Here is a 15,670-nt window from a genome sequence, read left to right on the forward strand (position 1 = left end):
AGTCTGCGGCCCCGTCAGATCGAGCGATTCGCAATGAACATCTTCGAGCAGTTCCGAGAGATGATCCGGGAGGTCGTGCACGCCTGCGGCGCACTGCCCGACGGCATCGACAGCAGCGTCGTCGGCGTCGAGCCGCCGCGTGACGCCGCCCATGGCGATCTGGCGAGCAACGCGGCCATGGCCCTGGCGCGTCAGGCGGGCATGAAGCCCCGCGACATCGCCGAGGCCCTGAAACCCGGCATCGCGGCGCTGGCCGGCGTCGAGAGTGTGGAGATCGCCGGACCCGGCTTCATCAACATCCGCCTCGATCAGGGCTTCTGGCAAGCGCGGCTGCAGGAGATCCTGCGCCGCGGCCAGGCGTTCGGCGACAGCGAGATGGGCGCCGGGCGGGCGATCAATGTGGAATACGTCTCGGCCAATCCGACCGGTCCGCTGCATGTCGGCCATGCCCGCGGAGCGGTGTTCGGCGACGCGCTGGCCGGTCTGCTCGACAAGGCCGGGTTCGACGTCACCCGCGAATACTACATCAATGACGCCGGCAACCAGATCGACGCGCTGGCGCGGTCGCTCCATCACCGCTATCGCGAGGCGCTGGGCGTCGACGCGGGCGAGATGCCGGAGGGCCTCTATCCCGGCGACTATCTGATCGAACCGGCCCGGGAGCTGGCAGAGCGCGACCAGGACCGCTGGCTCGACCTACCCGAAAGCGAGTGGCTGGCCCCGCTGAGGAGCTTCGCCGTCGAGCGGATGATGGCGCTGATCCGCGACGATCTCGCCGCCATCGGCATCAACCAGGAAATCTTCACCTCGGAGCTCAGCCTGCATCGGGACGGCCGTATCCAGGACGTGGTCGACGAGCTGGAGAGCCGCGACCAGGTCTACACGGGCGTGCTGGAACCGCCCAAGGGCAAGACGCCGGAAGACTGGGAGCCCCGGCCGCAACTGCTGTTCCGGGCGACCGACTGGGGCGACGACGTCGACCGGCCGCTCAGGAAGTCGAACGGCGACTGGACCTATTTCGCCGCCGACATCGCCTATCATCTCGACAAGTACCGCCGCGGCTTCGCCGACATGATCGATGTCTTCGGCGCAGATCACGGGGGCTATGTGAAGCGCATGGTGGCGGCGACGCGGGCCGTGACCAACGACCGGGGGCGGCTGACCATCAAGCTCTGCCAGCTGGTCCATCTCTACGAGAACGGCGAACCGGCGAAGATGTCGAAACGCGCGGGAACGTTCATCACGCTGCGCGATGTGGTCGACCGCGTCGGCCGGGACGCCGTGCGCTTCATGCTGCTGACCCGCAAGAACGAAGCGCCGCTGGACTTCGATTTCGCGAAGGTCATGGAGCAGTCGCGGGACAACCCGGTATTCTACGTGCAGTACGCCCACGCGCGCTGCTGCTCGGTGTTCCGCAACGCCGAACAGGAGATCGCCGGCCTCGATCTATCGCGGGAGGCGCTGATCGCCGCCGACCTCGCACCGCTTGCCCATCCCGAGGAACTGGCGCTGATCAGGCTGATGGCGGCGTGGCCGCGCACGATCGAACAGGCCGCGGAAGCCTCGGAGCCCCATCGGCTCGCCTTCTACCTGCATGATCTGGCTTCGGCGTTCCACGGTTACTGGACCAAGGGGCGCGATGCGGACGAACTGCGCTTCATCCAGCCCGGCGATCCCGCGCTGACCCTGGCGCGGCTGGCCATGGTGGAGGGCGTCAGGACGGTGTTGCGTAGCGGTCTCGGGGTGCTTGGCGTGACGCCGGTGGAGGAGATGCGCTGATGGCCCGCCAGGCGGAGGGGCAGGGCCGGTGGCGGCTGATCGCGGGTTTCGTCCTGCTGATCGCTGTCATGGCCTTCGCCCTCGTCGCCTGGTTCGGTTTCCGGGGTGATGAGGACGCGCGGACCGCCGCCGGCGGTCAGGCCGTGCCGATCGTCCGCGCGCCGGACGGTCCTGACCGGGAGAAGCCGGAGGATCCCGGCGGCGTCGATGTTCCGGACCGGGACAAACAGGTCTACGACACCTTCAAGCCTGCGGCGGAGCGCGGCGAAGCGACGGTGGAGCGGCTGCTTCCCGCCGTCGAGGCGCCCCTTGCCGAGCCAGAGCCAGAGCCAGAGCCGGAGCCGCAGCCCGCACCGGTCGCGGAGACGGCTATGGACACGGCGCAGGAGGCCGCGCCTGCCGATGCCGGTCCGGAGAGCGCCGAACCCGCGGTCGTGGTTGAAGAGCGCCCCGCCGCACCCGCGCTGGAGGAGAAGGAAGTTGCCCCCCGTCCGGCGCCGCCGCCGGCCCGGCCCGAACCGGCCGCGAAAGCCGAGCCGAAGCCGGCGCCGCAAGCTGCTGCGGCTGCCCCGGCGGCGGAATCGGACGGCCCCTGGCAGGTGCAGATCGCCGCGTTGCGCGAGGAGGCAGATGCCACGGCCACCTGGCAAAGGGTGCAGCGCCGTCACGAAGCGCTGCTGGGCGACCTGCGGCCCACGGTCACCCGCGTCGATACCGGGGCCAATGGCGTCTTCTACCGCCTGCGCACCGGCGGTTTCGCTTCCAGGGAGGCGGCGCTGGCGTTCTGCGCCCGGCTGAAGGACAGCGGGCAGGACTGCATTGCGGTGAAGCGGTGACGCCTTGATCCCCGCCGTCTTCGGCATTGCCGGAACCGAACTGAACCCGGAGGAGGCGGCCTTTCTGGCCGATCACCGGCCCCTGGGCGTGATCCTGTTCCGCCGCAACGTGGACAATCCCGATCAGGTCCGGCGGCTGACCGATGCGGTGCGCGACGCGCTGGACGCTGAGGGTCCCTGCCTATGGGTGGATCAGGAGGGCGGACGCGTCCAGCGCCTGTCGCCGCCGCACTGGGAGGCGCTGCCTTCGGCCCGCCGGATCGGACAGGCGTTCGACCGCGACCCGCAGGACGGCGAGTACGCGGCCTGGCTGCTGGGCCGGATCATCGCCGACCAGACGGCGGCCGCGGGCTTCGACATCGTCTGCGCGCCGGTGCTCGACCTCGCGCAGACGGACGGACACGACGTCATCGGCGACCGTGCCTTTCACGCGGACCCGGAGGTAGTTGCATTTCTGGGCAGAGCCATGGCCGACGGCCTGGCGGCGGGCGGGATCCTGGCCGTCAGCAAGCACTGGCCGGGGCATGGCCGGGCCTGGGTGGACAGCCATCTGGAACTGCCCGTGGTCGAAACCGAGCCGGTATTGCTTGAAGCCACGGATTTCGCTGCCTTCCGCCGGGCGGCCGACTGTGCGCCGATCGCCATGACCGCCCATATCCGCTATCCGGCGATCGACCCGGACCTGCCGGCCACCCTGTCGACGCAGATCGTCGAAGGGATCATCCGCGGCTGGTGCGGTTTCGACGGCTTTCTCGTCTCCGACGATATCGACATGAAGGCGCTGGACGGCGTGCCGGGCGACCTGGCGCGTGCGGCCCTGTCGGCCGGGTGCGATGCGGTGCTGCAATGCTCCGGCGACTTCGCCGTGATGACCGCCGTGGCTGAGGCGATCGGCGGGTTCTCGCCGGCCGCCGTGGAGCGCTGGAGCCGGCTCTCGGCCGCGCGGCAGGCACCTGAGTCCGTGGACCGTGCGCAATTGCTGGCCGAACTGGGTGAAGCCCTCGTCTGAAGCTGCGATAATGACGTTCCGGCGAATCACACGGACCCGACCGCGATGAACCAGAGCGCAGCCGATTTCGAGGAGGACGCCCCGCGCGAGCCCGCCGGTCAGCGGCTCGTCGTCGATCTGGGCGCCTATGAGGGGCCGCTCGACCTGCTGCTCGATCTGGCCCGCGACCAGAAGGTCGATCTTGCCCGGATCTCCATGCTCGCGCTGGCCGAGCAGTATCTCGACTATGTCGAGAAGGTCCGCGAACTGCGCCTGGAACTCGCGGCGGACTACCTCGTGATGGCGGCCTGGCTGGCCTATCTGAAATCGCGTCTGCTGATCCCGGATCCGGAGCCCGAGGATGAGCCCTCCGCGCAGGAGATGGCGGCCCGGCTCAACTGGCAGCTCCGCCGCCTTCAGGCCATGCGGCAGGTCGCGGCCAGACTGCTGGAGCGTCCGCGCGAGGGCCAGGATTTCCATCGCCGCGGCGCGCCGGAGGGCATCCGGGTGCAGCGCAGTTCGGCATGGACCTGCGACTACTACGATCTGCTGAAAGCCTATTCGGTCCACCTGGAGGCCAGGGGCGACAGCGAGCCGCTGCGGATCCGCCGCGACAAGGTGATCAGCGTGGAGATGGCCCTGGAACGGATGCGCAAACTGCTTGGCGCGCTGCCCGAATGGTCCAGCCTGCAGGCCTTTCTGCCGCCGGCCATCGCCCATCCTTTCACCCGCCGGTCGGCGACTGCGTCGACCCTGCTGGCGGCGCTGGAACTGGCCAAGCAGGGCGACATCGAGATCCGGCAGGGCCGCAGTTTCGGACCCATCTACATCCGGCGCCGGGACAAGGCATGAGCGTCGACCGCGACCATGTCCGCGTGGTCGAGGCGCTGCTCTTCGCCGCCGCGGAGCCACTGGATCTGGCGACCATCCAGCGCCGGTTGCCCGAAGGGGTGGACCCGACCGTGGTGCTCGCCGCGCTGGCCGAGGACTACCGGGGGCGTGGCGTGGAGCCTGTCCAGGTCAACGGCAAGTGGCTGTTCCGCACCGCACCGGACCTTGCCGACGCGCTGGCCGAGCACCGGGTGACGCCAAAGAAGCTCTCCCGCGCCGCCGTGGAGACGCTGGCCATCATCGCCTACCATCAACCCGTCACCCGCGCAGAGATCGAGGAACTGCGCGGCGTCGCGGTCTCCAAGGGCACCATGGACGTACTGATGGAGACCGGCTGGGTGCGCCCGCGCGGCCGGCGGCAGACGCCGGGACGGCCGCTGACCTATGGCACCTCCGACGAGTTCCTGATCCATTTCGGGCTCGCCAGCCTCAACGACCTGCCGGGCATCGACGAACTCAAGGCCACCGGTCTGCTTTCGGCCGAGCCGCGCGATCCCGGCTTGTTCGATGACGGCGGAGACGACGGCGCGGCCTGAAACGCGCGCCGATTGCGCCGCCGACCGAGACGGACTATCACCGCCGCTCGACCCGAACTTCACCCGCAGGGGCCTTTCGCTTGGCCAAGCTCCGCTTCTCCGACGTGACCCACCGGTTCGGCCCGCTGAAGGCCGTCGACGGGCTGTCGCTCGACCTTGCCGAGGGTGAGATACTCTGCCTGCTGGGCCCCTCGGGCTGTGGCAAGACGACCAGCCTGCGGCTGGCCGCCGGCCTGGAAGAACTGCAGGCGGGCCGGATCGAGATCGACGGCCGCGTGGTCGCCGAGCCCGGCCGGGCCTCGCCGCCCGAGCAGCGTCGCGTCGGCATGGTCTTTCAGGATTACGCGCTGTTCCCTCATCTCACCGTCGCGGGCAACGTCGCCTTCGGCCTGAAGCACATGACTGCGGGCGACCGGCAGGAACGGGCGATGGCGATGCTGGCCAGGGTCGGGCTGACCGGCCGCGCGGACGTCTATCCCCACCAGCTCTCGGGCGGCGAGCAGCAGCGGGTCGCCCTGGCGCGCGCGCTGGCGCCGGAACCGCGGCTGATGCTGATGGACGAGCCCTTCGCCAATCTCGACGTCACGCTGCGCAATTCGGTGCGCGACGAGACGCTCTCCCTGCTGAAGGGCCTGGGCTCCACCGTGCTGCTGGTCACGCACGATCCGGAGGAGGCCATGCGCATGGCCGACCGTATCGCGGTGATGCAGGCCGGCCGGCTGGTCCAGGTGGGACCGGCGGAGGATGTCTACCTGCGGCCGGCGGATCCGTTCATGGCGCGCTTCTTCGGGCCGGTCAACGAGGTCCCGGCGAACGTGAAGGACGGCGTCGCGGCGACGCCGCTCGGGTCGTTCCCGGCGGCCGGGGCGGCGGAAGGCCGGGCGCTTGCGGTGATCCGCCCGGAGGCCATGGTTCTCGGCCCGGACGGCGGGGGGGGTGACGGTGTGGAGGCGGCGGTGACCGATATCCGGCTGATCGGCGCCTACTGGCGGGTTGCCCTGGAGACGGAAGCCGGGCTGCAGCTGAGGGCCCGCACAACGGTGCGCCCGCCCGGGACCGGCGAGCGAATTCGCGTCACCGTTGACCCGCAGAGGCTGATTCTTTTTCCTGAAAGGGCCATATAGCTCTATAAGGGACCGAACCCCTTGGTGGCGGCGCGTCCATGACGCCGGCCCGCCGCCGGAACCGCAAGTGATGGAGTTTCATCTATGGGTACTTTCAGCATCTGGCACTGGCTGATCGTTCTGGCCGTGGTGCTGCTGCTGTTCGGCGGTCGAGGCAAGATTTCCAGCATCCTCGGCGACGTCGGCAAGGGCATCAAGAGCTTCAAGAAGGGCATCAGCGAAGAAGAGGCCCAGAACAAGGAAGACGCCACGGCCAACGCCAACGCCAAGGTGACCGAGGACAAGGACAAGGCAACCTCGTCCTGACAACGCGTCCCGGGCGCGCCGCCGTGGCGCGCCAACCGACAGGCTTATCCTGATGCTTGATCTCGGATGGTCCGAGCTTCTGGTGGTCGCCGTTCTGACGGTCCTGATCTTCGGGCCGAAGGAACTGCCGACCGTGCTGCGCACCGTCTCCCAGCTTCTCAGCAAGGCGCGAGGCGTCGCCCGCGATTTCCAGCGGACGATGGACGACATGGCGCGCGAGGCCGAACTGGACAAGCTGAAGAAGGACATCAGCGACAGCACACGGCCGGAGAGCCTGCTGGATCCTTCGGGCAGCGACGACGGCATGTTCGACAGTCCCTTCGCCGAACCGCGGGAGACGCCGAAGAAGCCGGCCGACGGCAAGGATCAGGAAATCTCCGAGGGACAGGGCGAGGCCGCGGCCTCCCAGGAACCGCCGGACGCGCCGGAGACGGCGTCCGAACCCCGGACGGAACCCAAGACCGCCGGAAAGGCCGGCTGATCCATGACCGATGCGGCCAACAGCCCCGACGGCGGCGACGCCTATGACGAGGTATCGGACAACAAGCAGCCGCTGATGCAGCACCTCGTGGAGCTGCGCAACCGGCTGATGTACTCGGTCGCGGCGATCATCGTCGCCTTCATCTTCTGCTTCTACTTCGCCGAAGCGATCTACGCCTTCCTGATGCAGCCGCTGGTCGACCTGGTGGGCGCGGAAAAGGGCCGGCGGATGATCTTCACCGCCCTGCACGAAGCCTTCTTCACCTACATCAAGGTGGCCTTCTGGGCGGCGTTCATGCTCGCCTTCCCGATCATCGCCAGCCAGATCTACATGTTCGTGGCGCCCGGGCTCTACCGCAACGAGAAGAAGGCCTTCGCCCCCTTCCTTGTGGCGACCCCGATCCTGTTCCTGATCGGCGGCTCCATGGTCTACTTCCTAGTCATGCCCATGGCGTGGCAGTTCTTTCTGTCCTTCGAGGCGCCGTCTGGCGATTCGTCGCTGGCGATCCAGCTCGAGCCAAAGGTGGGCGAGTATCTTTCGCTGGTCATGAAGCTGATCTTCGCCTTCGGGCTCTGCTTCCAGCTCCCGGTCCTGCTGACCCTGCTGGCGCGCGTCGGCCTGGCCACGGCGGCGGGGATGCGGGCGAAGCGCAAATACGCCATCGTCGGCGTCTTCGTGGTCGCCGCAATCATCACGCCGCCGGACCCCATCAGCCAGATCACGCTCGCCATTCCGATCATCATTCTGTACGAGCTCTCGATCCTCTGCGCCGTCGTCGTCGAACGGAAACGCGCCCGCGCCGAGGCCGAGGAAGAGGACGGCTGACCGGGTGGACGCCGGCCGGGCCGGGCCCTATAACCCGGCCAGTCTCAACTCCCTGAAACGACAGTCCCGCCATGCATGACATTCGCTGGATTCGCGACAATCCGGAGGCCTTCGACCGCGGCGTTGCCGCGCGCGGCCTCCACATCCGCGCCGCCGATTTGATTGAAATCTACGAGGCCCGCCTCGCGGTCCAGCAGGAGTTGCAGGCCAGGCAGGCCGAGCGCAATGCGGCCGCAAAGCAGATCGGCAAGGCCAAGGGCTCGGGCGACGAGGCGGAGGCCCAGCGGCTGATGCAGGAGACTGCCGACCTGAAGGCGGCGGTCCAGAGGCTGGAAGAGCAGGATCGCGTGCGTGCCGCCGAACTGGACGAGCGCCTGGCCGGCATTCCGAACCTGCCGGCGGCGGACGTGCCCGTCGGCGCCGACGAGGACGCCAACCAGCTCGTGCGGCAGGTCGGCGAACGCCCGGAATTCGGCTTCGAACCGAAGGAGCACTACGAGATCGGCGAGGGGCTCGGCCTGATGGACTTCGACGCCGCGGCCGCCATCTCGGGTTCGCGCTTCGTGGTGCTGCGCGGCCAGCTTGCCCGGCTGGAGCGCGCCATCGCCAATTTCTTCATCGACTGTCAGACGGAGGAATTCGGCTATACCGAGATCAATCCGCCGCTGCTGGTTCGCGACGAAGCGGCCTTCGGCACCGGCCAGCTTCCGAAATTCTCCGAAGACCTGTTCCGGACCGAGAACGGCTTCTGGCTGATTCCGACCGCTGAACTGCCGCTCACCAACCTGGTGCGGGAGCAGATCCTGGCGCCGGAGGAACTGCCGGTCCGTGTCACGGCGCTGACGCCCTGCTTCCGCTCGGAGGCCGGGGCGGCCGGACGCGACACCCGCGGCATGATCCGCCAGCACCAGTTCTCGAAGGTGGAAATGGTCTGCGTTACCGCCGACGACCGCTCCGACGAGGAACTGGAGCGCATGACCGGCTGCGCGGAGCAGCTGCTGCAGCGGCTGGGACTGGCCTATCAGGTGATGCTGCTGTCCAGCGGCGACATGGGCGCGGCGGCGCGCAAGACCTACGACCTGGAAGTCTGGCTGCCCGGACAGGGGCGCTATCGCGAGATTTCGTCGTGCTCCAACTGCGGCGACTACCAGGCCCGGCGGATGAACGCCCGCTATCGCCCCGAGGGCGAGAAGCGGACCCGCTTCGTGCATACGCTGAACGGCTCCGGCCTGGCGGTCGGCCGGACCCTGATCGCGGTGCTGGAGAACTACCAGCAGGAAGACGGGACGGTCCGCGTGCCGGAGGTCCTGAAGCCCTATATGGGCGGCGTCGACGTGATCGGCGGCAAGTGAAGGCGAACCCATGAAGATTCTGCTGACCAATGACGATGGCATCCACGCGCCCGGCCTGAAGACGCTGGAGAATATCGCGCGGGAGCTGACCGACGACATCTGGATCGTCGCGCCGGCGCACGAGCAGAGCGGCGCGGGCCATTCGCTCAGCCTGACCAATCCCCTGCGCATGCAGAAGCTGGACGACCGCCGCTTCGCGGTTGCCGGCACGCCGACCGACTGCGTGATGATGGCGCTTCGCAAGGTGGTCCAGGGCGTGCCCGATCTGGTGCTTTCGGGGGTCAACCGCGGCGCCAATCTGGCCGAGGACGTGACCTATTCGGGCACTGTCGCCGCGGCGATGGAGGCGACGTTGCTGGGCGTGCCGTCGATCGCGCTCAGCCAAGTTGGTTATTTCGGCCAGGACATCCGCTGGCACACGGCGGAACGCCATGCGCCGGACATCATCCGCAAGCTGGTCGACAAGGGCTGGCCGGCCGACGTGCTGATGAACGTCAACTTCCCCGACGTGGAGCCCGACGATGTGAAGGGGGTCCACGTCGTCCCCCATGGCCGGCGCGATCAGTCCGACATCACCATCGACGCCCGCGTCGACGGGCGCAACGTGCCCTACTTCTGGATCGGCCTGCGCCGCCAGCGGCACCTGCCGCAGCCGGGCACGGACATCGGCGTGATCTGGCGCGGCGGCATCTCGGTGACGCCCATCAGCCTCGACCTGACCGATCCCCGGTCCCTGGAAGAGATGGGCCGGGTGTTCGGGGACTGAGCGCCGAACATGGGCGATGCCGACCGCAAGATCAGGCTGATCATGGAACTGCGCCGGGAGGGCATCACGGATGCGGCGGTGCTCGGCGCGGTCGAGAAGGTGCCGCGGGAGAAGTTCATCGATCCCGCCCTGCGCCACCAGGCCTATGACAACATGCCTCTGCCGATCCGTCAGGGACAGACCATCAGCCAGCCCTATGTCGTCGCCTTCATGACCGAGAAGCTGAAGCTGGGGCATCGCATGAAGGTGCTGGAAATCGGGACGGGCTCGGGCTACCAGGCCGCGGTGCTGGCGCAGATCTGCCGGCGCGTCTACACGATCGAACGCCACCGCGGGCTCTATCTCGAGGCGCGCCGGGTGCTGGAGGAACTTGGCCTGCACAATGTCGTCACCCTGCATGGCGACGGCATGAAGGGCTGGCCCGCCCAGGCGCCCTTCGACCGGATTCTGGTCACGGCCGCCGCCTTCGGCGAGCCGCCGAAGGCGCTGATCGATCAGCTCGCGCCCGGTGGCATGATGCTGATCCCGGTGGGCGACAGCTCGACCAGCCAGCAGATCGTGCGCGTGACGAAGGGCGAGAACGGCGAGATCAACCGGGAGAACATTCTGCCGGTGCGTTTCGTGCCGCTGGTCTCGGGCCTGCCGGGCGAGAGCTGAGGGTTTTCTTGTGCGCCGGGTGGGCCGCCCGTACCTTCCGCCCATGGTGATTCGCCTCGGCCTGTTGCTCGCCCTGTTTGCCGCAGCCGCCTGCGGGCCGCGCACCACGCCCGCGCCGGTGCACGACGCCAACAGCAATCTGGGCGGGGTCGTGCTGGTGCGGCAGGGTGACACCGCATGGGGCATTGCCCGGAAGACCGGCGTGCCGGTACGCGACTTGATCGAGGCGAATGGCCTCCAGCCGCCCTATACCCTGCACATCGGCCAGCGCCTGTTCGTGCCCGATCTGCGCCTGCACCGTGTCGCGGCGGGCGAATCGCTCTCGACCATCGCCGAACGCTATGACGTCGGCCGTTACGAACTGGCGCGGCTGAACGAGATCGGCCCGCCGCATCGCGTCCATCCGCGCCAGATCCTGCGGATTCCGGGGGGATCCCGTGTCGAGCCCGCGACCCGCGTCGCGCGCGCCGTCACGCCGCCGCCGCTGCCGCCGCCAAGGCCGCGGGGCTTCGATCCCCGCCCGGCGCGCAGCGTTCAGGTGGCGGAATTGCCGGCGCAGCCGTCCGAGGCGCAGCCCTCGGTCACGACCTCGCCGGCGGCCGGCCGCACGGAGGTCGCCGTGGCCCCGCGCCCGCCCGCCGAGCCGCCGGCCCCGCCGGGTCTCATCTGGCCCGTAAGCGGTCGCGTGATCTCCGGTTTCGGGCCGAAACCGGGCGGCCTCCACAATGACGGCGTCAACATTGCGGCGCCGCGCGGCACGCGCGTGGTCGCGGCCGAAAGCGGCACGGTGGTCTATGCCGGCAACGAACTGCGCGGCTTCGGCAACCTGATCCTGATCCGCCACGGCGACGGTCTGACCACCGCCTACGCCCATCTCGACGACATGCTGGTGGAGCGCGGGCGCAAGGTCTCGCGCGGCGATCCGATCGCCACCGTCGGCACATCGGGCGGGGTCAATCCGGCGCAACTTCATTTCGAGATCCGCAAGGGCCGCAAGGCGCTCGACCCCCGCAAGGAACTGGGATCCCTTCCCGTGGCCGCCTCGGCGTCGTGAATACGACGCTGCGCACTGCCGGCCCCGAGGACCATGCAGCGATCCGGCGTGTCCACCTTGAGGCTTTCCCCACGGCGGCCGAGGCCGATCTGGTCGAGCGGCTGCGGCGGGACGGCGACGCCGCGGTCGAGCTTGTCGCCGACCATGACGGCGCCGCGATCGGTCACGTCATGCTCTCCGCAATGCAGGCGCCTTTCCCCGCGCTGGGTCTCGGCCCTGTGGGGGTGCTGGCGGCGCATCGTGGTCAGGGGGTCGCGGAACGGCTGATCCGGAATGCGCTGCGCAGGGCCCGGGAGGGCGGCTGGCGGGCCGTCTTCGTCCTGGGCGACCCAGCCTATTATCGCCGCTTCGGCTTCCGGGCCGAACACGCCGCCGGCTTCGAGTGCGCCTGGTCGGGCCCCTGTCTGATGGCCCTGCCGCTCGAGGGAACGATGCCGGCCACGAGGGGGCGGATCGACTACGCGCCCGCGTTCGCGGATCTCAGCTAGAAGGCTCGCCATTTTTGGCGATAGCGCCATTATCGATCCGGCGTTGGCAGTTGTGCCACGCCGTTTCCGGAAGTGAGCCGATGGATATCCTCTTCTTCCTCGCCGCGGGGATCTACGCGGCGCTGGGCGGGCTGCACCTGCTCTACGCCCTGAACGACATCGTGCGCGGCCCGAAATACTTCCGCCCCCGGGACCGGGCGCTGCTGGAAGGCATGCAGCAGACGACGACCGCGATCGCGCCGAAGGGGCATGATTTCTGGCGCAACATCCTTGGCTTTCACCTGAGCCACAGCCTGGGCGGAATGTTGTTCGCCCTGTTGATCGTGCTTGCGGCCGGTGGCGCGACGCCGTGGCTCGAATATCTCGCATTGGCGGTCAGCGCGCTCTACACGCTGATCGCCTGGCGCTTCTGGTTCAGCGTGCCGCTGATCGGCTGCGCCCTGGCGACCGCTCTGCTGGCTGCCACTCTGGCGTTCTAGTCGAGCGGCTTGCCCTGGCGGCCGGCCAGATCCTGGATGTACTGCCAGGCGACGCGGCCCGACCGCGCGCCGCGCGTGGTCGCCCATTCGACCGCTTCGGCGCGGAGCGTCTCGTCGTCGATCTCCAGTCCGTAGCTGTCGCAATAGCCGCGGACCATCTCCAGGTAGTCCTGCTGGCTGCAGGAATGAAAGCCGAGCCAGAGACCAAAGCGGTCCGAGAGCGAGACCTTCTCCTCCACCGCCTCGGAGGGGTTGATCGCCGTGGAGCGTTCGTTCTCCACCATGTCGCGCGGCATCAGGTGACGGCGGTTGGAGGTGGCGTAGAAGATCACGTTGGCCGGCCGGCCCTCGATACCGCCTTCCAGCACTGCCTTCAGCGACTTGTAGGCGGTGTCGTCATGGTCGAAGGAGAGATCGTCGCAGAACAGGATGAAGCGACGGTCGGGATGGTCCTTCAGCACGCCGAGCAGGCGGGGCAGGGAGGCGATATCCTCGCGGTGGATCTCGATCAGGACCAGACGGCCGCCGGTCTCCGCATTGACGGCCGCGTGGGCGGCCTTGACGAGCGAACTCTTGCCCATGCCGCGGGCGCCCCAGAGCAGGGCGTTGTTCGCGGGGTGACCGCTGGCGAAGCGGCGGGTGTTGTCAGTCAGGATGTCGCGCACGTGATCGATGCCGCGCAGCAGGCCCATCTCGACATGGTTGACCACCGGCACCGCTTGCAGCGAGGCGCTTTCCGCATGCCAGACGAAGGCCGAGGCCCGGCTCATGTCCGCCGGCTTCAGCGTCGGCGGCGCGATGCGCTCCAGCGCATCGGCGATGCGGGTCAGCAGGGCGGTCAGCTCGGTATCGCTCATCGTCTCGATCTCGTCCCTCAGCGGCTCTGAATGTCGGCGCCCAGCAGGGCGAAATGGTCGGTGAAGGCCGGGTAGCTGGTGGCGATGGTCTCGGCGCCGGTGACGGCAATCGGCTTCGCGCAGGCCAGACCCAGCACCAGGAAGCTCATGGCGATGCGGTGATCGTGACTGGCGTCGATCTCGCAGCCGCCGGCCGGCGGCCGGCCGCCCGTTCCGGTGACGGTCATGCCGTCCTCGTGCTCCTCGACCTCGACGCCGGCCGCGCGCAGGCCGTTGACCATCAGCGCGATGCGGTCGCTCTCCTTGACGCGCAGTTCCTTGATGCCCCGCATCTCCGTCCGGCCTTCGGCCAGCGCCGCCGCGACGCAGAGGATCGGATATTCGTCGATCATCGCCGCCGCATTGGCAGGCGGCGCGACATCGCCCTTCAGCGCCCCGCCCCGGACGCGCAGGTCGCCGACCGGCTCGCCGCCGGCCTCGCGCCGGTCCAGGACCTCGATCTCGCCGCCCATCGCCGTCAGCACCTCGAACAGGCCGGCCCGCAGCGGATTGAGCCCGACATTGCGGATCATGACCTCGCTGCCGGGCAGGATCAGCGCCGCGACCGCCGCGAAGGCGGCCGAGGATGGATCGCCCGGCACGGCGATGTCCTGGGGCGCCAGCTCGGGTTGGCCGTCGACCGTGACCACGTTCATCCCGTCCTCGGTCCGGGTCTCGACGGCCGCACCGAAGCTGCGCAGCATGTTTTCGGTGTGATCGCGGGATGCCGTCGGTTCCCGGACCGTGGTGCGTCCGGCGGCGTTGAGCCCGGCCAGCAGCACCGCGGACTTCACCTGCGCCGAGGCCACCGGACTCCGGTAATCGATCGGCATGACGTCGGCCGGGCCGGTCAGCGTGATGGGCAGGCGGCCGCCCTCGCGGCCATGAAAGACCGCGCCCATGCGGCTGAGCGGCTCGATCACCCGGCTCATCGGCCGCCGCGAGAGCGAGGCGTCGCCGATGAAGGTCGCCGTGATCGGGCAGCCGGCGACCATGCCCATGAGCAGGCGGGCGCCGGTGCCGGAATTGCCCAGGTCGAGCGCGCTTTCGGGTTCGGCCAGTCCACCGACACCGACGCCTTGCACCGTCCAGGCGCCCTCGCCGGTGCGCTCCACTCCGGCGCCGAGCGCGGCGACGGCGCGGGCGGTCGCGCGCACGTCCTCGCCCTCCAGCAGGCCCGTTATCCGGGTCGGGCCGACGGCCAGCGCGCCGAACATCAGCGACCGGTGGGAGATCGACTTGTCGCCCGGCGCTGCGATCTCGCCCTTCAGGGGCGTCTTGCCCATGGGGGCGGCGGTCAGGGTGGTCATGAATCCGGCTCGAAAGGTTGGAAAAGCTCCGCCTCGGCGGCGGATAGCACGCCGCCCGCGGACTGGCCAGCCGCTTGAATGCGAACTGGAACGGCTTAAATTAGGGGATGAACGCCTCGATGAGGGTTCGCGCCGGATCCGGCGCCGATCGGGTCCGGTCTGCTCGCTTATGTGCAAGGAGTAGAACACATGACCAGGATGTCGCTGTTCAACAGCCCCCTGTTGCTCGGCTTCGATCATGTCGAGCGCGTGCTCGACCGGGTCGCCAAGTCCGCCAATGACGGCTATCCACCCTACAACATCGAACAGACGTCGGAGAACGCGCTGCGTATCACGCTGGCCGTCGCCGGCTTCGAGGACGACGACCTCACCGTCACGGTGGAGGAAAACCAGCTCGTCATCCGCGGCCGCCGCCAGGAGGATGATTCCGACCGGATCTTCCTGCATCGCGGCATCGCCACGCGGCAGTTCCAGCGCGCCTTCGTGCTGGCCGAGGGCATCGAGGTCGATGACGCCAGGCTGGACAACGGCCTGCTGCACATCGACCTGAGCCGGCCCGCGGCCGAGACGCTGGTGAAGACGATCAGGATCCGTTCAGCCAAGGCCGCTTCAAAGCCGATGCTGAGGACCGAACCCGAAGAGGAAGTTGGCAATGGCTGAGAACATCGACATCCGTGAACTGACACCCGAGATGCTCGCCGAGATCGGAGCGCCCGCCCTGGCCTATGTCCGGCCCGTGGAGATCGACGGCGGCCAGAGGGCCTTCGGGATCTTCTCCGCGAAGGGGCAGCAGATGGGCGTCGCGCCCTCGCGCGAACTGGCCTTCATCGCCGTCCGACAGCACGAGATGTTCCCCGTCAACGTGCACTGACCGTTGCGACCGGAGGGACGGTGCGCCGCGC

19 protein-coding genes are annotated in these 15,670 nt (G+C 68.6%); 17 read left to right on the plus strand and 2 right to left on the minus strand.

Features of this window, described 5'->3' with window-relative positions:
• Positions 1 to 33: 33 nt before the first annotated feature.
• The 15 genes from TEF_07275 (at position 34) to TEF_07345 (ending at position 12,562) form a co-directional block, all read left to right on the plus strand.
• Complete coding sequence (locus TEF_07275) at positions 34 to 1,779, plus strand: arginine--tRNA ligase (GenBank protein ID ANK80620.1); 1,746 nt, start codon at positions 34 to 36, stop codon at positions 1,777 to 1,779.
• Entirely contained in the window at positions 1,779 to 2,615 is an 837-nt protein-coding gene (locus TEF_07280) for a hypothetical protein (GenBank protein ID ANK80621.1), read from the plus strand. The genes TEF_07275 and TEF_07280 overlap by 1 nt, the downstream gene beginning before the upstream one ends.
• Before the next feature lie 4 nt (positions 2,616 to 2,619).
• Entirely contained in the window at positions 2,620 to 3,624 is a 1,005-nt protein-coding gene (locus tag TEF_07285; GenBank protein ANK80622.1) for a hypothetical protein, read from the plus strand.
• 45 nt (positions 3,625 to 3,669) lie between these two features.
• Positions 3,670 to 4,455, plus strand: coding sequence for a chromosome segregation protein ScpA (locus TEF_07290; protein ANK80623.1), 786 nt, complete (start codon positions 3,670 to 3,672; stop codon positions 4,453 to 4,455).
• The gene (locus TEF_07295; protein ID ANK80624.1) at positions 4,452 to 5,030 is read left to right on the plus strand and encodes an SMC-Scp complex subunit ScpB; all 579 of its coding nucleotides are present in this window, start codon (positions 4,452 to 4,454) and stop codon (positions 5,028 to 5,030) included. The genes TEF_07290 and TEF_07295 overlap by 4 nt, the downstream gene beginning before the upstream one ends.
• Before the next feature lie 80 nt (positions 5,031 to 5,110).
• Positions 5,111 to 6,154 carry a hypothetical protein gene (locus TEF_07300; GenBank protein ANK80625.1) on the plus strand — a complete coding sequence of 348 codons (1,044 nt, stop codon included), beginning with the start codon at positions 5,111 to 5,113 and terminating at the stop codon, positions 6,152 to 6,154.
• 84 nt (positions 6,155 to 6,238) lie between these two features.
• Positions 6,239 to 6,460: a preprotein translocase subunit TatA gene (locus tag TEF_07305; protein ANK80626.1), complete on the plus strand. Its 222-nt coding sequence runs from the start codon at positions 6,239 to 6,241 to the stop codon at positions 6,458 to 6,460.
• A gap of 52 nt (positions 6,461 to 6,512) precedes the next feature.
• Positions 6,513 to 6,941, plus strand: a complete 429-nt coding sequence (locus TEF_07310) for a twin arginine-targeting protein translocase TatB (GenBank protein ID ANK80627.1) — start codon at positions 6,513 to 6,515, stop codon at positions 6,939 to 6,941.
• A 3-nt stretch (positions 6,942 to 6,944) separates the two neighbouring features.
• Entirely contained in the window at positions 6,945 to 7,766 is an 822-nt protein-coding gene (locus TEF_07315; GenBank protein ANK80628.1) for a twin arginine-targeting protein translocase TatC, read from the plus strand.
• A gap of 71 nt (positions 7,767 to 7,837) precedes the next feature.
• The gene (locus TEF_07320) at positions 7,838 to 9,118 is read left to right on the plus strand and encodes a serine--tRNA ligase (protein ID ANK80629.1); all 1,281 of its coding nucleotides are present in this window, start codon (positions 7,838 to 7,840) and stop codon (positions 9,116 to 9,118) included.
• A gap of 10 nt (positions 9,119 to 9,128) precedes the next feature.
• Entirely contained in the window at positions 9,129 to 9,884 is a 756-nt protein-coding gene (locus tag TEF_07325; GenBank protein ID ANK80630.1) for a 5'/3'-nucleotidase SurE, read from the plus strand.
• 9 nt (positions 9,885 to 9,893) lie between these two features.
• Positions 9,894 to 10,541 (plus strand): protein-L-isoaspartate O-methyltransferase, encoded by a 648-nt coding sequence (locus TEF_07330; protein ID ANK80631.1) that lies wholly within the window; start codon positions 9,894 to 9,896, stop codon positions 10,539 to 10,541.
• A gap of 118 nt (positions 10,542 to 10,659) precedes the next feature.
• Positions 10,660 to 11,595, plus strand: coding sequence for a hypothetical protein (locus tag TEF_07335; GenBank protein ID ANK83335.1), 936 nt, complete (start codon positions 10,660 to 10,662; stop codon positions 11,593 to 11,595).
• Positions 11,596 to 11,603: 8 nt separating this feature from the next.
• Entirely contained in the window at positions 11,604 to 12,083 is a 480-nt protein-coding gene (locus TEF_07340; protein ID ANK83336.1) for a GCN5 family acetyltransferase, read from the plus strand.
• A gap of 80 nt (positions 12,084 to 12,163) precedes the next feature.
• Positions 12,164 to 12,562, plus strand: coding sequence for a hypothetical protein (locus TEF_07345; protein ID ANK80632.1), 399 nt, complete (start codon positions 12,164 to 12,166; stop codon positions 12,560 to 12,562).
• Here the strand turns inward: TEF_07345 and TEF_07350 are convergent.
• Positions 12,559 to 13,419 (minus strand): AAA family ATPase, encoded by an 861-nt coding sequence (locus TEF_07350; GenBank protein ANK80633.1) that lies wholly within the window; start codon positions 13,417 to 13,419, stop codon positions 12,559 to 12,561. The two genes, TEF_07345 and TEF_07350, sit on opposite strands and share 4 nt — an antisense overlap.
• A gap of 17 nt (positions 13,420 to 13,436) precedes the next feature.
• The gene (locus TEF_07355; GenBank protein ID ANK80634.1) at positions 13,437 to 14,768 is read right to left on the minus strand and encodes a 3-phosphoshikimate 1-carboxyvinyltransferase; all 1,332 of its coding nucleotides are present in this window, start codon (positions 14,766 to 14,768) and stop codon (positions 13,437 to 13,439) included.
• A 189-nt stretch (positions 14,769 to 14,957) separates the two neighbouring features.
• On the opposite strand from TEF_07355, the gene TEF_07360 reads away from it, so the two are divergent.
• Positions 14,958 to 15,428, plus strand: coding sequence for a heat-shock protein Hsp20 (locus TEF_07360; GenBank protein ID ANK80635.1), 471 nt, complete (start codon positions 14,958 to 14,960; stop codon positions 15,426 to 15,428).
• Positions 15,421 to 15,639 carry a hypothetical protein gene (locus tag TEF_07365; GenBank protein ID ANK80636.1) on the plus strand — a complete coding sequence of 73 codons (219 nt, stop codon included), beginning with the start codon at positions 15,421 to 15,423 and terminating at the stop codon, positions 15,637 to 15,639. Before TEF_07360 ends, TEF_07365 begins: the two co-directional genes overlap by 8 nt.
• The last annotated feature ends 31 nt before the right edge of the window (positions 15,640 to 15,670 follow it).

Source organism: Rhizobiales bacterium NRL2, assembly GCA_001664005.1.
Classification (GTDB): Bacteria; Pseudomonadota; Alphaproteobacteria; order Minwuiales; family Minwuiaceae; genus Minwuia.